Source organism: Rhodovibrio sodomensis, assembly GCF_016583645.1.
Taxonomy (GTDB): domain Bacteria; phylum Pseudomonadota; class Alphaproteobacteria; order Kiloniellales; family Rhodovibrionaceae; genus Rhodovibrio; species Rhodovibrio sodomensis.
Genome location: NZ_NRRL01000006.1, coordinates 1 through 19,314, shown reverse-complemented (window position 1 = coordinate 19,314; position 19,314 = coordinate 1). Strand labels below are relative to the sequence as shown.

The window sequence follows — 19,314 nt, the reverse complement described above, 5'->3', positions numbered from 1 at the left end:
CTATCGGGCCTCAATACCGAACCACGCCAGCGCCCGGGCCGGCAGCAGTGCGGCGGCCCCGGTCTGCAGGGCCCGCGTCAGCGGGACCTCACGCGGGAACATGACCTCGGCGGTACGACCGACATGGCAGAATGCCTTCGGATCGCGCGACAACCCAGTGCCTTCCAGGTCGACGATCACCCGGAGTTGACCCTCGTTTGCCGAGGGCACCTGCGCGGCCATCGCCGCGTGCGGGGTCCGCGCACCGGCGCCGCGCACGGCGGCAACCTTTGCTTGGAGCTCGCGAGCGCTACCCTTTAGCCGGATCCGCGCGACGTCGCCGGGTTGGATGGTCTCGAAGTGGCGTTCCGACACCAGCACCTCGATGATGCGGGACTCGCAGGAGACGACCTGCAGGACCTCGTCGCCGGCGGCGAGGCTCTCCCCGGAACGCGGGCTCTCTTTCCAGACCACGCCCTCGGACCCGGCAACGGGCACGATCGTATCGATAGCGGCCATGCGCTGGGCCTCCGCATCGATCTGCTGGTCCAGCGCGGCGAGCTCGCTCGCAAGGATGTTGATCCGCGAGCGGGTCTCCGCCATGCGCAGCGTGACCTCGTCAAGGCGCTGCTGGCTGTAGGGGACGTCGTTCCAGCCGTTGCGTGCGAAGGTGCCGTTGTCGATCCCGCGAAGCTCGATGTCGATGCGCTCCAGGCGCGCCTCGAGCGCCACGACGTCCGCTCTCGCCTTCTCCAGGTCGGCCGTTGCCCGCTCCCGCTGGGCGTCCGGCACGAGATCCTTCGCCGCCAGCGTATCCATCCGGGTGTGCGCCTGTTCGGCGGCCTTCATCTCGGCACGGGCGGATCGCAGCAGCGCGACCAGCTGGTCGCGCTCGGCCGCCAGGCTCGCACGCGTGGTCCTCCGGTAAGTGTCGAGCCGCTCGCGGAGCCGGTCAGCGGTAGCTGACAGATCCCCCAGCAGCCGCCGAGCCGATCGCAAGGTCTCTGCCTTGCCGTCGCGTCGGGCCTCAAGCTCGCTCAGGTACCGATGGTCAGTCCGTTCGGCGGCAAGCTTGAACAGGCGCTGACCCGGGTTGACGGGGGCGCCGACCGGCGGCGAGGCGGCGTCGATCCGCCCAGCGACCGGGGTCGTCACCGAACTAAGCGGGGCGTTCACGACCGCCTCGGTCGAGACGTGATGGACCGTGTAGGGGTAGACGGTGTATCCCACCGCGCCGAACACGGCGGCGGCGATCATGATCCTGGCCAGACGGTTGCGATTCATTGGGCTGTCTTTCGACGACCGTACCGAAGATTACGAATACGGTCTACACGTCCGCACTTACCGGCGGATTAACGCTTGGCGACCGGTGTTACAGCGTGCATTGAGCACGGCAAGGTGCCGTGACCCGGCCATTCGACGTAGATCGTCTCGCCGGACAGCTTGGCCCGCGGCGGCGACTGCACGGTGCCGACGATGTCCTGGGGCATGATCCGCGGTGCTCGCCCGGTTTTCCAGCTCACCTTGTCGCCGACCTTGAAGTCGGGGGTCTTCTTGTCGCTCATGTCGTGTCTCCGATCAGGCGGCGTCACACGCCGCAGTGTTTCCTGATCCGAAACTGGGTACGCATGACCGAAAAGGGCCTACCCACCCCCGAGAATTACGGTTGATACGCTTCGGCGAGGATCGAGGATCCAGCGCTGGAAGGCGTGGGGAGGGTGGGTGCCGCACCGGCGGGCCATGTGTGCTCGCCCGCGATTGGGCTGGAGAAGGTCGAAGCGAATGAGTACGTCTGCGATGAACAACCGGATCTCCCTCTGCCCGGTTTTTGCCTGAGTCTATCCGCAGGGTTAGCGTTAACTATAATGAGGTAGACTTTCTGCCTTGAGGGATGTCCGTCCGGACGCGTGTATTTGGCGCAGTTTTGTCGTTCTTTCAGGGGCGTAAGAACACCTCATTCGGGAGAGTCCCATGGGACTGGTGATTTCTGTTGAGTTCAGTAAACAACGTAAGGTGACCGTGTCCGGAGATCAGCGGCAGCAAGATTTGTCGGGTCGCGAGTGTGTCGAGCAAGACCTGGATGGGTGCGCGGCCCCGACGAATGGTCCGGGTGCGGTCGGCTACGCCTTGCCCGTAAAGGTCGATGCCGTGCCGTCCGTCCCGGCGCAAGTGACCGCGAGCAATCCGGAGCCAGTGGTGAGCCTACCCGAACGCTGCCGGCAGATGCGTGAAGACAGCGCACGGTTACAAGATGCCGTGGCTGAGCTGCGCCGCGCCGTCGCGGATCTGCAGCGGCTGCCCGAATTGGCGCGTGCGATGTGCGAGGCGGCGATTTAGCCGCCAGGCAGCCGAGGCCCTTCGACCGAAGTCCAGCAATTGTTGGTGCGTGGCCAGGTGCGGCCGCGCCGTCTCTTCAGGATGAAAAAAGAACGATGGCACTCCGATCCAACAAGCTCAAGCTGCGCGGGCAGATCCTGGCCGGCTTTGCGGTGGTTATCCTGGTCGCCGGCGTGATCGCCGCCCAAGGCGTCTGGGGAATGCGCGACATCGAGCGCAACTTCGACGCCTATGCCAAGCTGGGCGAGGACGCCACGCTGGTAAGCGACCTGCGCGGCGACGTCGTCGCGACCATACTGAAGGTCCGCACTTGGCTGCGGACGGAAGACCCGGCCGTGCGTGAGGCGGTTGTCAGCCTCAAGGCCAACGTCGAAGAGAAGATCGCCCGCGCCCAACAGGTCATCACCGACCCCGAGCGGGCCCAGAAGATCGTTGAGATCGACCGCGCGATGCAGCGCTTCCATGCCGGCTTCGACGAGGTCGTCGATCTCATGGAGCAGCGCAACGCCTTCGTTTACGCAGGCATGGACGCGATCGGTCCGGAAGCCCGTAAGCGCCTGTCAGAGATCGGCGGGCGCGCGTACGCCGAAAGCGATTACGCCAGCGCCAGCGAAGCCGCGCTCGCCAACCAGCATCTGCTGCTGGCGCGCCTCTACGCGACTAAGTTCCTGGTCGACAACGAGCCGGCCGATGCAGCCCGCGTCGCGGACGAGTTCCAGAAGCTCGATCAGGGGCTGCAGACCCTGCAGGCCGGGCTCGGAAACTCTGAGCGCCAGGCGCTTTTGTCGGAGGTGCGCGAGCTCCTGCCGCGCTACCGCGCGGCGTTCGACGGCGCCCGCGAGGCGATCCTGACGCGCAACGACGTGATCAAGCGCACGATCGTTACGGATGGCGAGAAGGTCGAAGAACTCGCCGAGGCCATCCAAACGAGCGTGATCGCCGACGAGCGAGCGCTCAAGAGCAAGGCGTCGCAGGCGTCCAGTAGCATGCAGATGATGATGCTGCTGGTGGCGCTGGGGGGCATCGCCCTGGCCACGGTCGCGGCGTGGCTGATCGGAGGGCGGATCGCCGCTGGTGTGCGCGGCATCACTGACGCAATGAGCGCCCTCGCTCAGGGTACGGGGGACACCGAGGTGCCGGGCCGCGGCCGGGCCGATGAGATCGGCGAAATGGCTGACGCACTGGAGGTGTTCAAGAATAACTCCCAGAAGCAGCTGGAAATGGCGCAGCAGCAGCAGGCGGACGCCGAGCGCAAGGCCGCCGAGGCAGAGCGGGTCAGCAAGGCGACGGAGCGTTTCCGCGCGGACGTCGACCAGATCCTGAACACGTTGGGCAGCTCTGCGACCGAGCTGGAGGCTACTGCCAGCACTCTGTCAGCGACAGCGACTGAGACGTCGCACCAGACCAACAACGTGGCGTCCGCCTCGGAGCAGGCGTCGGCCAACACGCAGACCGTGGCCGCCAGCACCGAGGAGTTGGCCGCGTCGATCCACGAGGTGTCTGCCCAGGTGGAGAAGACCGCCGGCATCGCCGAGCGCGCGGACGAGCAGGCCCGCGGCGCCATGGCCAAGGTCGAGGAGGTTCAGGCCGGCGCCGATGCGGTGACGCGGGTGATCCAGCTGATCAGCGATATCGCCGAGCAGACCAATCTGCTGGCGCTGAATGCCACGATCGAGGCTGCCCGTGCGGGCGAGGCCGGCAAGGGCTTCGCGGTGGTTGCCAACGAGGTCAAGAACCTTGCCACCCAGACGGCCAGGGCAACCCAGGAGGTCTCAGGCGACATCGAGCGGATGCGCGGCTCTGTCCGGCAGGCGGTGCCGGCGATGGAGCAGGTCGCCGGGATCGTGCGGGAGATGAACGAGATCTCCGGCGTCGTCGCCTCTACGGCGACCGAGCAGGCTGCGGCGACCGAGGAGATCACCCGCAATGTGCAGCAGGCCGCGCAGGGCGCCCAGGAGGTCGCTGGCAACGTCCAGGGGCTGCGGGAGGGTGCCCAGGCAAGCTCCGCCGGCTCCGAGCAAGTGCTTTCCGCCGCGTCGTCGCTGGCGCAGCAAGCGAACGAGCTGCGTACTGCCGTCGACGCCTACGTGCGAGAGGTCGCGGCTTGAGGGAAGGGATCCGTCGCCCGGTCGCGGAACGCACCGGGCGACGTCCTGTTGTGGCGACGTGACGATCGCCCGTGAAACGTCTCGATTGAGGTCTTTGCCATGGTGACGATGAGCTACCCGGCCGGGGTGCTGGACACGCAGCAGTACGCAGCTTTCTTCGAGAAGTCGCCGAATGCCGTTCTGATTACAGCGCCCGAGATGGACGGTGAACAGCAGCGCATCCACTACGTCAATCCGGCCTTCGAGCGTATGACCGGCTGGTCGATCGAGGATGTTCGCGGTCTCACCCCTGCCATTCTGCAGGGGCCCGAGACGGACCGGGGAATTTTCCCGGCTCTGCGCGTCGCCCTTGAGCGCGGCGAGGCTTGGGAGGGCGAAACGGTGAATTACCGGCGGGACGGCTCGCCGTTCCGTATGGCCTGGTCGATCTCGCCGATACTTGGGGCGGACGGTGGCATCGTCGCCTTTCTGGCGATCCAGGAGGACGTTACCGAGCATCGGCGGATGGAGCGCGCTCTCGCGAAGAGCGAGCAGCGGTACCGGGCAATCTTTGAGCAGTCATTCCAGCTGATCGGGGTCGTGGACCCGGGCGGGACCCTGCTGGAAGCCAACGAGACGGCATTACGGTTCGCGGACGTCACCGAGTCCGAGGTCTTGGGGCTGCCGTTCTGGGAAACTCCCTGGTGGGAAGCCTGCGAGGCAAGCCGGACGCGGCTGCGGGAAGCCGTAGCCGACGCCGCAAACGGAACCCTGGTGCAGTTCCTGGGACGGTGCCGGGGCCGCAAAGGTGCGGTCCATGAGGTCGAGGTTTCGATCAAGCCGGTCGTGGATCAGTCCGGCCGGGTTATCATGCTGATCCCAGAGGGGCGCGACATCACGCAGCTGGCCGAACAAAGGCGTCGTTTGCGGCGGGAGACCGCGCGGCTTCGCAACGCTCAGCGGATCGGCCGGATGGGCGGGTGGGACTATGACATCGCCACTGCCTCTTTCCATAACCAGCCGGAAACGATGGAGTTGTTTGGCCTCCCGCACGAGGTTTCCGCGATGAGTCGGGCCGAGCTCGAGGCAATCATTCACCCCGAGGATATCCCGCACCAGCGCGCCGGGTTCGACCGTGCTTGCGCAACGGGTGCGCGCTACGACGTCAGTTTCCGTATTGCCACGCCTGCCGGGGAATATGTCGTCAACGCCGTCGGTGAGCCGGTGTGTGACTCAAGCGGTCGGATCACGGGCCTGGTTGGGATCGTGCAGGATGTCACCGAGCGCGACCGTGTCCAGCGCGAGTTGGAGGCCGCTCGTAAGGCGGCCGTGGCAGCCAGCGAGGCCAAGTCGCGCTTTCTGGCGACCATGGGGCATGAACTGCGGACGCCGCTCAACGCCATCAACGGGTTCTCCGAACTTTTGGCCCGGGAGGCTTTCGGGCCTCTTGGCCATTCGAGCTATCGCGATTACAGCGCACACATCCACGATAGCGGGCGCCACCTGCTGGACCTGATCAACAGCATTCTCGATGCGACGCGGCTTGAGGTGGGCCAGTTCGAAGTGGCAGCGGAACCGTTTGAGCTGGCGCCAGTGGTGCGCAGCGCCGTCGAGCAGATGCAGCCTGCGGCCACCGCCGCGGGAATCGAGCTGGCGCATCAATGCCCGAGCGACATGCTGCTGACCGCGGACCAGCGACTTCTGCGGCAGGTCTTGTTCAACCTGATCGGTAATGCGATCAAGTTCTCGCCAACCGGCACGGCCGTCGAAGTGAACGGCCACACGGATGCGGAGGGTCGCTGTGTCCTGAGGGTCTCGGATGCCGGCCCCGGTATCCCGGAGAAGGATCGGGCGCGTGTTCTGAAACCGTTTCAGCAGATAGACGACCGTCTTTCGCGTCGTCATGAAGGCGTGGGCCTGGGACTTTATATCGTCCAACAGATCGTCGAGGCGCATGGCGCCACGATGGAGATCGGGACCTCGGCCGCAGGCGGGGCGGAGATGACCATCGTTTTCCCGTCCGACACCGGGCCCTTCGCGGCGGAGGTAAGAACCTAGCTCTACGAAGAAGCGGCCGCACCCGACTTGGGCGCGGCCGCTAGCTCGCAGAACGAGCTACGCAAGCGTGTGTCAGGCGGCGTTAGCGGCCGCCTGCTCGGTAGCGCCGACGCGGATGTCGATCCGGCGTGCGCGGCGCGCTTCCGGGACCTCTCGGATCAGATCGATCTGCAGCAGGCCGTTCTCCAGGTGTGCGTCCTGGACGCGGACGTGCTCGGCCAGCTGGAACACGCGGGAGAAGTTGCGCTGGGCGATGCCCTTGTGCACAATCTCGGCACCCTCGGGGATCTGGTGCCCACCGGTGCCGGAGATCTTTAGCTTGCCGTCATGCTCGGTGATCTCGATCGAGCTGGCGTCGCAGCCGGCGACGGCGAGGCAGATGGCGTAGGTATCCTCGCCGGTCTTCAGGATGTCGTAGGGCGGATAGCCGGCACCCGCGGCCTGCGGGGCGGTGTCGAGCGCGTTCAGCAGGCGCTCGAAGCCGATGCCGGCCTGGAACAGCGGCGAGATGTCCAGGGAGCGGGAATGGCGATGCATGACGTATCCTCCTTCTAAGAGCGATACCCGGCACGTTGCAGCGGCCCCACGATGAGCTGTGGCGACCCTGGTGTCCGCTAACGCACCGGTCGGGGTTGCGGATGCGCCGGCCCCTTCAGTAGGCAACCGGCACAGGGAAATATGGTGTCGCTGGCCGCGGTTTGTCCTCCGCTGGTTTGACAGGCCGGACACGCTGCTTTAGCCCCAATCGCGTTATATGAGGGGGCAACAACAAGCAGGGGGTGTTATGCGAAAGCTTGTTCACGGACTGACCCTGGGCGCCGCCGTGCTGCTTCTGGGCGGCTGCTCCGGCACCATCCCGGTTGAGTACGAGACGCAATCCTACGTCCAGATCAATGAGGGCGCGGCCGAGCTCGGCGAGTTCGTCTACGAGCCCGCCGACGCCGGCGAGGTGGAGACCAACCAGCTTCAGAACACCGCCGTCGGCTCGATCTACATCGCCGAGGACGTCTCCCGGTACGTGCAGCGCGCAACGGCGCTCGAGATGCAGAGCGCCGGCGTGGAGATCGAGGACGGCGCGCCTGTGCGCGTCGTCGGGCGGATCAACAAGCTCGAACTCGACGACCTGGGCTACAGCGTCGACTGGAGCTACTCGGTCACCTATACAGCGCGCGACACGCGCTCAAACGAGCAGATCTTCCAGAAGACCTACACGCCCGACAAGCGCACGACAGGCAAGTTCGGGCAGCCGTCGGACTACACTTCGTCGATCAACCTGATCATCCTGGCCGGGATCGAGGCGTTCCTCGAGGACGCCAAGGCGCGCGACCTGTTCGTGACCGGTGGCTGGGCAGGGGAGACCGATGACGGAGAAGACGGCGACGCGGGCGCGCCCGTGTCGTAGGTCGGCCGTCGGCCGGCGCCCGTGATGGACGCCGGCCGACCTCAGGCCGCGGGCGTGCTGAACAGATCGCTCTGGGCGTGGGCGAACTCTGGCATCTCGCGCACCCGCAGGTCGTCAGGGAACTCCGCGGGGGCGTCGCCCTTGGGGGCCCGCACGCCGGGGCCGATCGGACGTGCGCCCAGCTGCTTGAAGTGGAAAGCGATCCCGCGCGCCCGGCACTGGCGCAGAAGCACACGCGCCCAGTCCGGATCGAAGACCCTTGCCAGCTCGCCGCGATCACGCTGCTCGCGATCGAGCGATTCCCCGCCCACGATCAGCCATTCGACCGAGGGCAGGCCATCGAGCGAGAGTGGCCCGATCATGGGCTCGGCCGAGATGAAGCGCACGGGAGCCGGGATGTCGGCCAGGATCGGCAGGCGCGCGTCCAGGCTACGCTGGTCCTCCGCGGAGACGCCGAAGGCGATGTTCTCGAACGGCTCGGAGATGCCCCGCGCCCGGCGGTAGGCCGTCAGCCGGTCACGCATGACCAGCGGGCGCTTGGTGAGCACCAGGAAGATGTGCCGGGACGCCCGGCGCATCACGTCCAGGATCTGGAAAACTCGCGCCTCCGGCAGCTTCTCGTAGAACAGATCGGACATGCTGTCGACGAAGGCGATCGTCGGGTCGCGCCAGGAGAAGGGGGCGTCCAGACGGCTTTCGACGACCTTGACCTCGCCGGTCCAGACGGGCTTGCCGTTCACCCGGCGCACCAGGCCCTCGTAGAGCCCGCTCGCCCTGGTGTTCTGCTCCAGGATCGCCTGGGCGCGGTACATGGCGTAGCAGTTCGTGCAGCCTGCGGAGACCAGCGCGCACCCGACGGTCGGGTTCCAGCTGCGCTCCGCCCAGGAGATCCGGGTCTTGGCCATCGCGGCCTCCTCGCGTTCCGTTACCGCCGGCGGCGCGCCGGCGGTTAAGATGGTTGCCCTCCAAGGGTTCGAACCTCGGCTACCTGGTCCAGAGCCAGGCGTGCTACCGCTACACCAGAGGGCATCGGTGCCGACCACAGCGCGGATGGCCGGCGGTGTTGATTGGGGCGACTGACGGGTACTGCCCCCGCGTCTCCAGGGCCACAACCTGGCGCTCTGCTTTTGAGCTACAGCCGCCGTCGATCTTTCAGGCCCGGGCGCGGCGCCACGCCTGGTGGCGGTCGCCGCCGGCCCGGGCGTCTCCGGCTGGCGCGGGATGCACGACTTGAACGTGCGACCTTCGGTCTCGGAAACCGACGCTCTATCCGGCTGAGCTAATCCCGCATTCCGGTGTTTGGTGTCCGCGGCATGGTTCGAACATGCGACCTTCGGTTTCGTAGACCGACGCTCTATCCAGCTGAGCTACGCGGACTTGGTATTGCTTCTATGATCGTCCGTTGTTCCTATCGTCTTTTCGTCGGTTTGGAGGCCCGGGCCGGAATCGAACCGACGTCGCGGGAGTTGCAGTCCCGAGCATGCGCCACTCTGCCACCGGGCCTCGGTTCACCTCTCCTCGTCTCCGTCTCACGCGGGAACCGCGTCGTGGTCTGGTACTCCCTGCCGGGGTCGAACCGGCGTTTCTGGCTTGAGAGGCCAGTGTCCTGGGCCGCTAGACGAAGGGAGCTCTGGTGCCGGAGCCTGACGCGGACATGAAAAAACCGCCGCGTGAGGCTCACGGGCGGTTGGTCTGTTCGTTCGTGCCTGTGGGGCGTGTCGACTTAGATGTCGTACTCTTCCCCCCGCACGTGTGCAGACGCGTCCGCCCACCGAACCTGTCGGTGTTCGCCCCGTTGGCGGCAGCGCCGGGTATGGTTGAGTGCGGTCATCATGATCATGATATGGGTCCGAGTGACGCACCTTGGAACCATGCGGATGAAAAATCCAGAGATTTTTTCGGTCGGAACTCCCCTCCGGGCTAGCCGTCCGTCAGGAATCCGAGGTCGCGAGCCTTCTGCAGTGCTTCGGTCTTGTCCTCCGGCAGCCACCAGCAGCGGTCCTTGCGGGACCAGCGCGCGCCGATTTGCTTGGCCTCGTCCTTGCGCTCGAAGGGCACGTTCAGCCAGATCGGCGCGGGCGGCATGGCAGACGCCTTGCCGCGCGGCTGCTTGCGGGTGTCGTGGCGTTTGAGCTCCGCGTCGATCTCTGGGTCGTCGAGCGGCCGCAGGCTGATCCGGTCGGCCCAGTCGGGCGGCTGGATCTGGCGCCAGCTCTTGTAGGTTCCTGGGACCGGAACGGGGGCCATGGCATCCTTGAGCTCGCCCTCGAGTGAGTAGACGTCCATCAGGACGGGCGGATTACCGTAATAGGGCGGCCGGCCCGTCAGGTCGCCGACGGCAACGACGCGGGCGCAGGTTTTTCCCCAGGATGTTCGGTGGATCCAGAAGCCGGGGCCGCCGTGCTCCACGGCCATCTCGTAGATGTTGCGATCACCCATGACGCGATCCTACCGATGCCGCATGTAGACGTTGCGTGACTGGCTCTCATTTACCGCAGAAGCACCGGGGGTGTGCAAGCCGGCGTCAGCCGGGTGGGCGGATCTCGATCGTCGCGCCGCGGCCGATGATCGCCGCAGCGATGCTGATCCCCGCGTGATCCAGCAGATAGGTCGGAAAGTCGACCCATCCGCCCGCCCGAAGGGCACAGACCTCACTGTTTGCGAAAAGGCTCATGATTGGTTCCGGCTCCCCGTCCTCGGCGAGATCCTCCAGATCGCCAGCGATCTGCCAGGGGAACGACTCGTTGGCGCCGATCAGTGCGGGCCGGGCGTGGTGAAGCCAGACCAGCAGCATCCCTTCGAGGCGATCTGCGACCTCCACGGGGAGCTGCAGTCCGCCGCCGCGCACCGGGACCTCGTGGTTCCCACTGAAGGGACCCGGGCGCTCGTAGAGGTCCTCGGACATGGGTATCAGTCGTGAAGGCTGTGGTCCTGGCTGTTATCATCGAAACCGGTATAGGACAGAAACCCCCAGATGCTGCTGTCGCCGGCCTCGGAGGTGTCGGCTGCTCCCTGGTCTTGGGTTGCGGTGTAGCCGACCATGGCGATGATGGCGCCCGCGATCGGTGCCAGCAGAAAAATCAGCGGCCAGGCTTCCATGGCTTGCTCCTGGGTTCTCACCAAGAGTGTCAGCCTATCCGACCCGGGCGACCCTCGCCATAGGCCGCCACTGCACCGGGTCGGATTCGGGCCCCGGTCAGCAAGGGACGGGTGAGCCTGGGGTCAGCCGGGGGCGCGTTACCGCGGACAGGCGCGGCGGATCAGGGAGGCCATATCGTCCGGGTCGGGTAGTGGTGTCAGGGTCCCGTGAACCGCCAGGTAACCGCTGAACATGGCCTGGGTAAACCTCGGGTTCAGTCTCAGCCGTTGGCCGGCGGCCACGCCCCGGACCATGCTGCCTTCGAGTTCGGCCAGGATGATGAGCATGCCGTCCTTTCGGACCACGCGGGCGCGATCTCCCGACAGCTGTCGGGTTACGTCACCCACTGCCAGGTTCGGCTTGAACTCGTCGTTCAACTCGGCCTGGCTGAATCCGTGGCGGCGAAATGGCGTCATCATCGTCAGCCAGAACTCGCCGCCATCGCGGCAGGTCAGGCTTGCGCGGATTTTCCGGCGACCGTACTCGAAAGTCTGCGCGTAGACCAGGCGATCATCAATGCGCTCGAGCCGCCACGCACTCCATCCGGGCTGCGGGGTGATCGCGTTCATCTCTCGGAGTTCGGCGCGTTCTGGCAGGTAGATCTCGCCTGATGGCGTCGTCGAGGCCTGCAGCAGAAGCCTAGGGTCGACATCCATTTTGCTCATGTACCAAGCGATCACGCCGGTCAGCAGCTGGTCGGACGAGAGATCGCTGCGCGCCTCGAAACGTTGCTCGGCCGCCTTGGCCTCGGCGCTTGGAATGAAGTGCTGGTGGACGCCGAGCTGTGATCTTTCCGGCAGATGGCGGTTCGCGCCGCCCAGGAAGGCATAGGCGCAGGCCGAGTAGCACATGCCCGGCGTGCTCTGCTGGTAGGGCATGTCCGCGAGATCGTTTGTGGCTTCTACGGTTGTGGTCATGCCATGCGCCCGGAACCGTTCGCCAAGGGTCAGTGCCGGGAGTATCAGGCCGCCGCGGCTGTTGAGACGAACGGTATCTGGTAGTGGTCGCTTGAGCTCGCGCAGGTAACGCTCGAACCGCTCGACCGTGTCTTCGGTGATGCGGCCCTCTGCAGCGATCCAGACGCAGTCCGCGCAGTTGCCGCCGGTTCCCGCGGTCCGGAAGGTCATTGGCGCATCGGGTGCGTCCTGGGCGAGCGCGGCGGTGGCCACGAGAGACCCGAACATCCCCAGCAGCAGGGCGATCGGCCGGAAACGCGGGAAAGCTGAACGGAGCAAACGGTTTCTCCTCGGGTACGGACGCCGAGGAGGCTAATTGCCGGATACAACTGGGTCGAGGGGGCTTGCGAACGCCGGGTTCAGGCGGCGGCGTGCAACTCGTAGACCAGCCAGGCGAGCATCGCCGCAGTCCCTGAGCAGGCCAGCATGACCCGCCAGGACACGCCGCCGTCGCCGATCAGCATCGACTTCACCGCCAGCACAAAGACCAGCGTTGCCAGGATCACCATCAGCGCCTGGGATCCGTCGATGATCCGGTAGATGTAGCTCAGGAGGTAATTGGCCGGGACCGCGGCCAGGATCATGATGATCGCCACACGCGCCGTCTCCCCAAGGTGGGCATAGGCAGGGGCCAACAGCCGCGGCAGGAGCTGCTGGTTGACGAAGGCGATCCCGGCATAGACCAGGCCCTGCGACACCAGGCCCGCGAGGATCGCCAGCGTGTAGGCGAGGGAGGTAGACATCACGCGGCCCTGTCGTGGATCGGGTGGATCGGCTCCAGGTAGAGCATGGTGACTTCCCCGCCGGTCTCCGCGATCAGGCTCGCCCCCGGGAGCGCGCGCTCCGGTGCTTTCAGGGTCTCGGCATGGGTGTGGCGCACCAAGCGGACCCGGCAGGCGGCGATCATCTGGTCGCATGCAGCGACCAGCGGGCCCGGGTTGAGCTCGCTGCGGCCGGGGACGAGCACCTGGCTGGCCCGGTCCGCGATCGCCTTGACGAGCGCGCTTGGTAGCTCGATGCGCTGGCGGTTCTTCATCACACGTCCAGTTCGATGGCTTCGGCCGCGCGTTCGGCGATGTAACTGCGCCGCTGCTCGACCTGGTCCCCCATGCAGATGGTGAAGAGCTCGTCCGCCTGCTGCACGTCGCTCACCTTCACCTGCATCAGCACGCGGTTCTCGGGATCCAGGGTCGTCTCCCAGAGCTGGTCCGGGTTCATCTCGCCCAGGCCCTTGTAGCGGGCGATCTCGAGGCCACGGCGCCCGGCTTTCTCGATGGCCTGCCAGACGGCCGTCGGCCCGGAGGCCGGGGCGCGCTTCTCGCCCTGCACGATCTCGAGGTCGGGCACATAGAGTTCCGAGAGTGCCTCGGCGCGGCCGGTCAGGTAGCCGACCTGCTCGTCCTGGGCCAGCTGCGGGGGCAGGGGGTAGGTGTCGTTGATACCCTCGTGCGCGTGAATGAAGGCGCTCTGGTCGGTGTCGAAGGACCAGCTGCCATCCTCGAAGGTATGGGAGCGCGCGTTCAGGATCTCGATGGCGCGCCCGGCGCGCTTGGCCAGTACGCTGGCATCGGCGAGCGCGTCGTTGTCCAGGCAGCCGGCGATCGCCAGGGCCTCGGCGAGCGGCTGGTAGCCGACGATCCGGGTTGCCTGCTCGATTGCCGCCATGTCGCGGCGCGCGCGGTTAGCAACCGTCTCGAGCTCCGTACCCGTGATCGTGCCGGCGCCGCTCTCCAGGGTGATCTGCTGGCAGGCGCGGGCGATCAGGTAGGCGTCGAGGGCGCTCTCGTTGGGCAGGTACTTCTCCTCCTTGCCGTGCTTCACGCGATAGAGCGGAGGCTGGGCGATGTAGAGGTAGCCGCGCTCGATCAGCTCGGGCATCTGCCGGTAGAAGAAGGTCAGCAGCAGGGTGCGGATGTGGCTGCCGTCGACGTCGGCGTCTGTCATGATGACGATCTTGTGGTAGCGGCACTTGTCTGCGTCGAATTCCTCGCGGCCGATGCCGCAGCCCAGCGCCTGGATCAGCGTGCCGACTTCCTGGCTGCCGAGGATCTTGTCCAGGCGCGCGCGCTCGACGTTCAGGATCTTGCCCTTGAGCGGCAGGATCGCCTGGAAGCGGCGGTCGCGGCCCTGCTTGGCCGAGCCGCCGGCGGAATCACCCTCGACCAGGAAAAGCTCGCGCTCCTTCGGGTCCTTGCTCTGGCAGTCGGCGAGCTTGCCAGGCAGCGAGGCGACCTCGGTCGCGGCCTGCTTGCGGGTCAGCTCGCGCGCCCGGCGCGCCGCGTCGCGGGCGGCGGCGGCCTGCATGGCCTTGCCGACGATCGCTTTGAGCTCGTTGGGGTGCTCCTCGAACCAGGTGGTGAGCTGCTCGGAGACGATGTTCTCGACCGCGGGCCGGGCCTCGGCGGAGACCAGCTTGTCCTTGGTCTGGCTGGCGAACTTGGGGTCGGGCAACTTGACCGACAGGATCACGGTCATGCCCTCGCGGACGTCGTCGCCGCTCAGGGTGGTCTTGTTGCGCTTGCCGGCGAGCTGCTGGGCGTACTTGCCGACCACGCGTGTCATCGCGCCCCGGAAGCCTGCCAGGTGGGTCCCGCCGTCACGCTGGGGGATGTTGTTGGTGTAGGCGTGGACACGCTCGTCGTAGCCGTCGTTCCACTGCAGGGCCAGCTCGACGCCGACCCCGTCGCGCTCGCCGCGGATGTGGATCGGCTCCGGGATTACGCCGGACCGGTTGCGGTCGATCCAGGAGACGAACTCCTTGAGGCCGCCGGCGTAGCAGAAGGTAACGCGCTGCTCCTCCTGGCGTCGGTCGATCAGCTCGATCCCCAGGCCAGAGTTGAGGAACGCGATCTCGCGCAGGCGCTTCTGCAGGGTCGGGAAGCTGAACTCGGTGATCGTGAAGATCTCCGGGTCGGGCAGGAACCGCACGCGCGTCCCGGTGCGGTTCTTGGCGCAGGTCTTCACCACGCCGAGTGCCTGGGTGGTCTCGCCCCGGGCGAACGCGACCTCGTGCTCCTTGCCGTCGCGCCAGATCGTGCAGACCAGCCACTCGGAGAGCGCGTTGACGCAGGAGACGCCGACGCCGTGCAGACCGCCGGAGACCTTGTAGCTGTTCTGGTCGAACTTCCCGCCGGCGTGCAGCTTGGTCATGATGACCTCGGCCGCCGAGACGCCCTCTTCCGGGTGGATGTCGACCGGGATGCCGCGGCCGTTGTCGGTCACGCTGCAGGAACCGTCCGACTCCAGGGTGACCTCGATGCGCGTGCAATGGCCCGCCAGGGCCTCGTCGACGGCGTTGTCGACCGTCTCGTAAACGAGGTGATGAAGGCCGGAGCCGTCACTGCAGTCGCCGACATACATGCCCGGGCGTACCCGGACGGCCGTGAGGCCCTTGAGGACGCGGATGGAATTGGAGGTGTAGTCCCCGCCGCCGGCGTCCACGTTGCCGGCCGCGCTGGGGGCCGGATCAGGCTGGTTGCTTGTCGAGGCTTGCTGCAAGGTGGGGGCGCTGGTCATCGGGGTCTTGCCTTCGGCGCTTGTTCGGTGGTGCTTGGAAAATGGGCACGCTGGCTGGGTATGGCTCCAGGATCGCGGATGAACGGTAAAAAAACTTCGGGCAACCCAATAAAAAGCGCCCAATTCCGTCACTGAGGGTGCGTCAGCGGTTTTTAGACGCATTTTAACGAAACTGGGCTAGACAGGCCCGGACCCAGCCCGACCGAGGTAAGCAGATGTCGATGGATGCTGTCGTAGCGAAGCTGTCGCCCGGGCGTTTCCGCTGGCGCGACCGCGCCCTGGTCGCGATGTCGCTCGCGCTCGTGGGCGCCGCGTATCTGCTATCGCAGGCCGTGCTCGGCATGCAGGCCTTCCTTCAGGTCGTCTATATCGGTTTGGCGCTCTCTGGCCTCGTCGCGGGTACACGCGGAAGCGTCCTGATCGCACTGGTCGGCAGCCTTCTGCTGGGTGTGTTCCTGCTAGGCGACGGAGGTGGCTTGGGCCAGGGCGAGTCGGTGCAGTGGGCGATGTATGCATCGCTCCTGGGTGTCCTGGGCTGGATTGCGGGGACTGGCATGCAGGGCGCGCACCGTCTGCTCGCGTACTGGCAGCAGGAGTCGACACGCGATCGGGCGACCGGACTGCTCGATAGCCGGGCGGCGTGCCAGGCGATCGATGCCCGTCTCGCCGCTGGCGACACCTTCAATCTGCTGTGCTTCGAGGTCATTGACCACGACTTGCTCGATGCACGGCTGGGCGCGCGAGGGGCCGACCATCTCATGGCCGCGGTCAGCGCACGCGCGAGCAGCGCTCTGCCAGAGGGCGCGCGTCTCTACCGGCTACGCGCGGCGCGTATCGTGGCCCTGATCGATTCTCACGCCCTTGCAGAGTTGAGCCTGGACGGCGTGATCACGGAGCTGCGTGAGCCGGTCGAGATCAATGGGCTACAGATGACCCCTCGGGTTTCCTGTGGCGTGGTTGAGGCGCCGCGGCACGGCCAGAGTGGCGCGACCCTGACGCGCGTGGCGCTGGCGGCGGTGCAGCAGGCATGTGAGTCTGAATCGCTCTGGTCGCTTTACGATCCGGATTGGGACGCCCGCAAGGCCGAGGACTTTGCCCTTCTGGCCGATCTTCGCGCGGCGCTGGGCGCCGGTGGCGTCGGCCTATCGGTGAACTACCAGCCGAGAGTTCGCCTCGATGGTGCTGGTTGTACGGGCGTAGAGGCGTTGCTGCGCTGGACGCACGCGGCCCGTGGGCCGATCTCGCCGGGCCGGTTCATCCCGCTCGCCGAGGCTCATGGGTTGATGCGGGAGATCACGGCGTTCGTGCTTCGACGCTCCCTGGAGGAGGGGCTTCGGGTGGTGCGGTGCGGAACCGTGTCGGTGAACCTGAGCGCGGGGGAACTGCTGGACACGGATCTCCCGGATCGGGTGGCCGGAATCCTGGCTGAGCTTGGGGTCGAGGGCAGCGCGCTCGAGATCGAGGTCACCGAGACGGCCGTGATGGGGCATCCCGAGATCGCGATCCGGACACTGGAGCAGTTGCGTCAGCTGGGCGTCCGGCTGGCGATCGACGACTTCGGGACCGGCCACTCCTCGCTCGCTTACCTGCAGCGGCTGCCGGTGGACGTCGTGAAGCTGGACCGTTCGTTCATCATGCGCCAGGGGCCGCGTGAGCAGGCGATCACGCGTGCGGCGATCGCGCTCAGTCACGAGCTGGGTCTGGAGATCGTGGCCGAAGGCGTGGAGGACGCGGAGACTGCGGCGCGCCTTCGTGACTGGGGATGTGACGAGGCGCAGGGTTTTCACTTCGCCCGTCCGATGCCGGCGGTGATGCTCGCCGGCTGGCTGGGTCAGTCGACGGTCACGCGGGTGGCGCCTGGCGTGGCCGGAACGGCGGCCGCCCAGTGACCCATGCGCGGAGGTCGCAGAGAGCACAGCGAACGTGGGAAGATGCCCGGAAACGGGCGCATGGGATGGCAGGGGAGGAGGGACTTGAACCCCCGCCGCCGGTTTTGGAGACCGGTGCTCTGCCAGTTGAGCTACTCCCCTTCAGCCGCGGCGGTGACGCGGCGTGACAGAAACTCTGGTGGGCGCTGATGGGATCGAACCACCGGCTTCCGAGGTGTAAACTCGGCGCTCTACCGCTGAGCTAAGCGCCCGTTGTCGCACACGGCGACGTTTGGCCGGGAGATCCGGCGATTGGCGTGGCGGATGCTGCGAGATTCGAACTCGCGGTGCCCCGAGAGGCACGCCGGTTTAGCAAACCGGTGGTTTCGACCGCTCACCCAAGCATCCGCGTGAGGCCCCAGGCGGGGTGATTTTGATCGGTCGATGTGTTGGCTCCAGGAGCAGGGCTTGAACCTGCAACCATCCCGTTAACAGCGGGGCGCTCTACCGATTGAGCTATCCTGGAATAAAGCAGCCATAAGCAGCTATATTTCCGAAATTTTGGAGCCGGCAGCCGGAATTGAACCGACAACCTGCGGTTTACAAGACCGCTGCTCTACCAATTGAGCTATACCGGCGCGGGTATGCGGGCACACCCGAAAAGGATCGCCGGACGCGCGGCCATTCGAAGGCGGCGCTGCGATCGACGGCGTGACTGGCGCATCCGACCGGACTTGAACCGGCGGCCTTCCGCGTGACGGGCGGACGCTCTGACCTGCTGAGCTACGGATGCATTCTGGCGGGCGGCGCGCCGCCCGATAGCGGTGGTGGGGCAGGCAAGACTTGAACTTGCACGTCTGTCGACAGCGGTTTCTGAGACCGCCGCGTCTGCCATTCCGCCACTGGCCCGGTGAGTGTCAGCCCGGCGCCGCCGGGCGGTGAGGATGGAGCGGACGGTGGGGCATGATCCCACGACCTTCTCGTTGGCAACGAGACGCTCTGCCGCTGAGCTACGTCCGCAAGGCGCGCCGGCATTGCGGCCGGCGCCGGTGAAAGGGTGGTGGAGCGCATCGGACTCGAACCGATAGCCCCCTGCTTGCAAAGCAGGTGCTCTCCCAATTGAGCTAGCGCCCCAGATCCACCCGCTTTCGCGGGCGGACAGTCGATCGACGCCCTGAAAGGGTCGAGGCTTTCGAGTGCGGCGGGGAGCGAACCCCCGCAGGCACGGCCGGCGAAACGCGGCCGCGCCCCGCTTTGAAAGGGCCGCCGGCAGTCGGCGGTCTCCTGACGCTGCGGTGGCGGCGACCTGCGCGCATGGTCCGCGATCGCCTCGGCGACGGGGCAATCCGTCGCGTTGCCGGCGCAATCCGAAGGCCGGCCTTGGGCGACCCCGTCGCGGACGCTGTCGCGCCCGTCGCTGCGTGTTGGCGGAGGAGGTAGGATTCGAACCCACGGAGGACATCTCTGCCCTCTCCCGTTTTCGAAACGGGCGCATTCGGCCGCTCTGCCACTCCTCCAGAAGACCCGCGGGTGCGGGCATGAACTCGGGTTCGCGGGATCGGCGGGATCCCGGCACGCGGTCCGGGAGCGCTGGGCGGAAGGGAGGCGCCGCGCTCGACCGGACCGCTCGGACATCCCCGCAACCAGGGCGGGGTCAGGCGCGCCTTTACGGGGCGCGCCATCGGTGGTGCCGCGAGGATGGATCGAACATCCGACACCAGGTTCTTCAGGACATGCGCCGGGAGCCCCCGCCTTCAGGCATGGGGAGGGATAGGCGCTCTTGCGAATTATATGGCGTGCGCCCATATAATTCCTATGCGATCGAACAACAACATTGTCCACGAGTGCAAGTACCACGTCGTCTGGTGCCCGAAGTACCGCCGTCCGGTTCTGACGGATGGCGTCGACGCGCGCCTGAAGGCGATCATCGCCGAGGTTGCCGCGGAGCGGGGTGCGATCGTGGACGAGCTCG

17 protein-coding genes and 16 tRNA genes are annotated in these 19,314 nt (G+C 66.4%); 6 read left to right on the top strand and 27 right to left on the bottom strand.

Going from position 1 to position 19,314, the window contains the following annotated elements:
- Both CKO28_RS04795 and CKO28_RS04790 read right to left on the bottom strand, forming a co-directional pair.
- A complete protein-coding gene (locus CKO28_RS04795; protein ID WP_200339393.1) occupies nucleotides 1-1,236 on the bottom strand; it encodes an HlyD family secretion protein in 1,236 nt (411 codons plus the stop codon).
- 95 nt (nucleotides 1,237-1,331) lie between these two features.
- Nucleotides 1,332-1,544 (bottom strand): hypothetical protein, encoded by a 213-nt coding sequence (locus CKO28_RS04790; RefSeq protein ID WP_200339392.1) that lies wholly within the window; start codon nucleotides 1,542-1,544, stop codon nucleotides 1,332-1,334.
- 406 nt (nucleotides 1,545-1,950) lie between these two features.
- On the opposite strand from CKO28_RS04790, the gene CKO28_RS04785 reads away from it, so the two are divergent.
- The 3 genes from CKO28_RS04785 (at nucleotide 1,951) to CKO28_RS04775 (ending at nucleotide 6,461) form a co-directional block, all read left to right on the top strand.
- A complete protein-coding gene (locus tag CKO28_RS04785) occupies nucleotides 1,951-2,316 on the top strand; it encodes a hypothetical protein (RefSeq protein ID WP_200339391.1) in 366 nt (121 codons plus the stop codon).
- Nucleotides 2,317-2,411: 95 nt separating this feature from the next.
- Nucleotides 2,412-4,424, top strand: a complete 2,013-nt coding sequence (locus CKO28_RS04780; RefSeq protein WP_200339390.1) for a HAMP domain-containing methyl-accepting chemotaxis protein — start codon at nucleotides 2,412-2,414, stop codon at nucleotides 4,422-4,424.
- 99 nt (nucleotides 4,425-4,523) lie between these two features.
- Nucleotides 4,524-6,461 (top strand): PAS domain-containing sensor histidine kinase, encoded by a 1,938-nt coding sequence (locus tag CKO28_RS04775; RefSeq protein ID WP_200339389.1) that lies wholly within the window; start codon nucleotides 4,524-4,526, stop codon nucleotides 6,459-6,461.
- A gap of 72 nt (nucleotides 6,462-6,533) precedes the next feature.
- Here the strand turns inward: CKO28_RS04775 and CKO28_RS04770 are convergent, their stop codons facing one another.
- Nucleotides 6,534-6,998: an Hsp20 family protein gene (locus CKO28_RS04770; RefSeq protein WP_200339388.1), complete on the bottom strand. Its 465-nt coding sequence runs from the start codon at nucleotides 6,996-6,998 to the stop codon at nucleotides 6,534-6,536.
- A gap of 247 nt (nucleotides 6,999-7,245) precedes the next feature.
- Between CKO28_RS04770 and CKO28_RS04765 the strand changes: the two genes are divergently transcribed.
- Nucleotides 7,246-7,863: a hypothetical protein gene (locus CKO28_RS04765; protein ID WP_200339387.1), complete on the top strand. Its 618-nt coding sequence runs from the start codon at nucleotides 7,246-7,248 to the stop codon at nucleotides 7,861-7,863.
- A gap of 41 nt (nucleotides 7,864-7,904) precedes the next feature.
- On the opposite strand, the gene CKO28_RS04760 is transcribed toward CKO28_RS04765, so the two are convergent.
- The 14 genes from CKO28_RS04760 to gyrB form a co-directional block, all read right to left on the bottom strand.
- A complete protein-coding gene (locus tag CKO28_RS04760; protein ID WP_200339386.1) occupies nucleotides 7,905-8,768 on the bottom strand; it encodes a DUF5131 family protein in 864 nt (287 codons plus the stop codon).
- Between the two features lie 50 nt (nucleotides 8,769-8,818).
- Nucleotides 8,819-8,892, bottom strand: a tRNA-Gln gene (locus tag CKO28_RS04755).
- 39 nt (nucleotides 8,893-8,931) lie between these two features.
- Nucleotides 8,932-9,005, bottom strand: a tRNA-His gene (locus CKO28_RS04750).
- A 70-nt stretch (nucleotides 9,006-9,075) separates the two neighbouring features.
- Nucleotides 9,076-9,152: transfer RNA gene (locus CKO28_RS04745), tRNA-Arg, on the bottom strand.
- An 11-nt stretch (nucleotides 9,153-9,163) separates the two neighbouring features.
- Nucleotides 9,164-9,240: transfer RNA gene (locus CKO28_RS04740), tRNA-Arg, on the bottom strand.
- Between the two features lie 51 nt (nucleotides 9,241-9,291).
- A tRNA-Cys gene (locus tag CKO28_RS04735) sits at nucleotides 9,292-9,366 on the bottom strand.
- A 50-nt stretch (nucleotides 9,367-9,416) separates the two neighbouring features.
- A tRNA-Glu gene (locus CKO28_RS04730) sits at nucleotides 9,417-9,492 on the bottom strand.
- Between the two features lie 291 nt (nucleotides 9,493-9,783).
- Nucleotides 9,784-10,302 (bottom strand): DUF5710 domain-containing protein, encoded by a 519-nt coding sequence (locus CKO28_RS04725; RefSeq protein ID WP_200339385.1) that lies wholly within the window; start codon nucleotides 10,300-10,302, stop codon nucleotides 9,784-9,786.
- A gap of 85 nt (nucleotides 10,303-10,387) precedes the next feature.
- Complete coding sequence (locus CKO28_RS04720) at nucleotides 10,388-10,768, bottom strand: hypothetical protein (RefSeq protein ID WP_200339384.1); 381 nt, start codon at nucleotides 10,766-10,768, stop codon at nucleotides 10,388-10,390.
- A 5-nt stretch (nucleotides 10,769-10,773) separates the two neighbouring features.
- Complete coding sequence (locus CKO28_RS04715; protein ID WP_200339383.1) at nucleotides 10,774-10,962, bottom strand: hypothetical protein; 189 nt, start codon at nucleotides 10,960-10,962, stop codon at nucleotides 10,774-10,776.
- A gap of 138 nt (nucleotides 10,963-11,100) precedes the next feature.
- Nucleotides 11,101-12,237, bottom strand: coding sequence for a COG3904 family protein (locus CKO28_RS04710; RefSeq protein WP_200339382.1), 1,137 nt, complete (start codon nucleotides 12,235-12,237; stop codon nucleotides 11,101-11,103).
- Nucleotides 12,238-12,317: 80 nt separating this feature from the next.
- Nucleotides 12,318-12,704: a hypothetical protein gene (locus tag CKO28_RS04705; protein ID WP_200339381.1), complete on the bottom strand. Its 387-nt coding sequence runs from the start codon at nucleotides 12,702-12,704 to the stop codon at nucleotides 12,318-12,320.
- Nucleotides 12,701-12,994: a hypothetical protein gene (locus tag CKO28_RS04700; RefSeq protein ID WP_200339380.1), complete on the bottom strand. Its 294-nt coding sequence runs from the start codon at nucleotides 12,992-12,994 to the stop codon at nucleotides 12,701-12,703. The genes CKO28_RS04705 and CKO28_RS04700 overlap by 4 nt, the downstream gene beginning before the upstream one ends.
- Nucleotides 12,994-15,474, bottom strand: coding sequence for a DNA topoisomerase (ATP-hydrolyzing) subunit B (gyrB, locus tag CKO28_RS04695; RefSeq protein ID WP_200339379.1), 2,481 nt, complete (start codon nucleotides 15,472-15,474; stop codon nucleotides 12,994-12,996). The genes CKO28_RS04700 and gyrB overlap by 1 nt, the downstream gene beginning before the upstream one ends.
- Nucleotides 15,475-15,689: 215 nt before the next feature.
- Between gyrB and CKO28_RS04690 the strand changes: the two genes are divergently transcribed.
- The gene (locus CKO28_RS04690) at nucleotides 15,690-17,363 is read left to right on the top strand and encodes a bifunctional diguanylate cyclase/phosphodiesterase (protein WP_200339378.1); all 1,674 of its coding nucleotides are present in this window, start codon (nucleotides 15,690-15,692) and stop codon (nucleotides 17,361-17,363) included.
- A 66-nt stretch (nucleotides 17,364-17,429) separates the two neighbouring features.
- On the opposite strand, the gene CKO28_RS04685 is transcribed toward CKO28_RS04690, so the two are convergent.
- From CKO28_RS04685 to CKO28_RS04640, 10 genes are all read right to left on the bottom strand, one after another.
- Nucleotides 17,430-17,504, bottom strand: a tRNA-Trp gene (locus CKO28_RS04685).
- 35 nt (nucleotides 17,505-17,539) lie between these two features.
- Nucleotides 17,540-17,614, bottom strand: a tRNA-Val gene (locus CKO28_RS04680).
- Nucleotides 17,615-17,660: 46 nt separating this feature from the next.
- A tRNA-Ser gene (locus tag CKO28_RS04675) sits at nucleotides 17,661-17,750 on the bottom strand.
- Nucleotides 17,751-17,792: 42 nt separating this feature from the next.
- Nucleotides 17,793-17,868: transfer RNA gene (locus CKO28_RS04670), tRNA-Asn, on the bottom strand.
- A 36-nt stretch (nucleotides 17,869-17,904) separates the two neighbouring features.
- Nucleotides 17,905-17,980, bottom strand: a tRNA-Thr gene (locus CKO28_RS04665).
- Between the two features lie 78 nt (nucleotides 17,981-18,058).
- A tRNA-Asp gene (locus CKO28_RS04660) sits at nucleotides 18,059-18,135 on the bottom strand.
- Nucleotides 18,136-18,167: 32 nt separating this feature from the next.
- Nucleotides 18,168-18,251: transfer RNA gene (locus CKO28_RS04655), tRNA-Leu, on the bottom strand.
- 36 nt (nucleotides 18,252-18,287) lie between these two features.
- Nucleotides 18,288-18,362, bottom strand: a tRNA-Gly gene (locus CKO28_RS04650).
- A 38-nt stretch (nucleotides 18,363-18,400) separates the two neighbouring features.
- A tRNA-Ala gene (locus CKO28_RS04645) sits at nucleotides 18,401-18,476 on the bottom strand.
- 291 nt (nucleotides 18,477-18,767) lie between these two features.
- A tRNA-Ser gene (locus CKO28_RS04640) sits at nucleotides 18,768-18,859 on the bottom strand.
- Nucleotides 18,860-19,133: 274 nt separating this feature from the next.
- On the opposite strand from CKO28_RS04640, the gene CKO28_RS28045 reads away from it, so the two are divergent.
- The coding region (locus CKO28_RS28045) for a transposase (protein ID WP_242480341.1) at nucleotides 19,134-19,314 on the top strand (181 nt) is incomplete at its 3' end.

Bases quoted from the DNA above. Each gene is read 5' to 3' on its own strand.
- CKO28_RS04715 (WP_200339383.1), bottom strand. From the start codon at position 10,962: ATGGAAGCCTGGCCGCTGATTTTTCTGCTGGCACCGATCGCGGGCGCC.
- CKO28_RS04690 (WP_200339378.1), top strand. From the start codon at position 15,690: ATGTCGATGGATGCTGTCGTAGCGAAGCTGTCGCCCGGGCGTTTCCGC.
- CKO28_RS04780 (WP_200339390.1), top strand. From the start codon at position 2,412: ATGGCACTCCGATCCAACAAGCTCAAGCTGCGCGGGCAGATCCTGGCC.
- CKO28_RS04700 (WP_200339380.1), bottom strand. From the start codon at position 12,994: ATGAAGAACCGCCAGCGCATCGAGCTACCAAGCGCGCTCGTCAAGGCG.
- CKO28_RS04785 (WP_200339391.1), top strand. From the start codon at position 1,951: ATGGGACTGGTGATTTCTGTTGAGTTCAGTAAACAACGTAAGGTGACC.
- CKO28_RS04775 (WP_200339389.1), top strand. From the start codon at position 4,524: ATGGTGACGATGAGCTACCCGGCCGGGGTGCTGGACACGCAGCAGTAC.
- CKO28_RS04795 (WP_200339393.1), bottom strand. From the start codon at position 1,236: ATGATCGCCGCCGCCGTGTTCGGCGCGGTGGGATACACCGTCTACCCC.
- CKO28_RS04770 (WP_200339388.1), bottom strand. From the start codon at position 6,998: ATGCATCGCCATTCCCGCTCCCTGGACATCTCGCCGCTGTTCCAGGCC.
- CKO28_RS04790 (WP_200339392.1), bottom strand. From the start codon at position 1,544: ATGAGCGACAAGAAGACCCCCGACTTCAAGGTCGGCGACAAGGTGAGC.
- CKO28_RS04765 (WP_200339387.1), top strand. From the start codon at position 7,246: ATGCGAAAGCTTGTTCACGGACTGACCCTGGGCGCCGCCGTGCTGCTT.
- CKO28_RS04725 (WP_200339385.1), bottom strand. From the start codon at position 10,302: ATGGGTGATCGCAACATCTACGAGATGGCCGTGGAGCACGGCGGCCCC.
- gyrB (WP_200339379.1), bottom strand. From the start codon at position 15,474: ATGACCAGCGCCCCCACCTTGCAGCAAGCCTCGACAAGCAACCAGCCT.
- CKO28_RS04760 (WP_200339386.1), bottom strand. From the start codon at position 8,768: ATGGCCAAGACCCGGATCTCCTGGGCGGAGCGCAGCTGGAACCCGACC.
- CKO28_RS04720 (WP_200339384.1), bottom strand. From the start codon at position 10,768: ATGTCCGAGGACCTCTACGAGCGCCCGGGTCCCTTCAGTGGGAACCAC.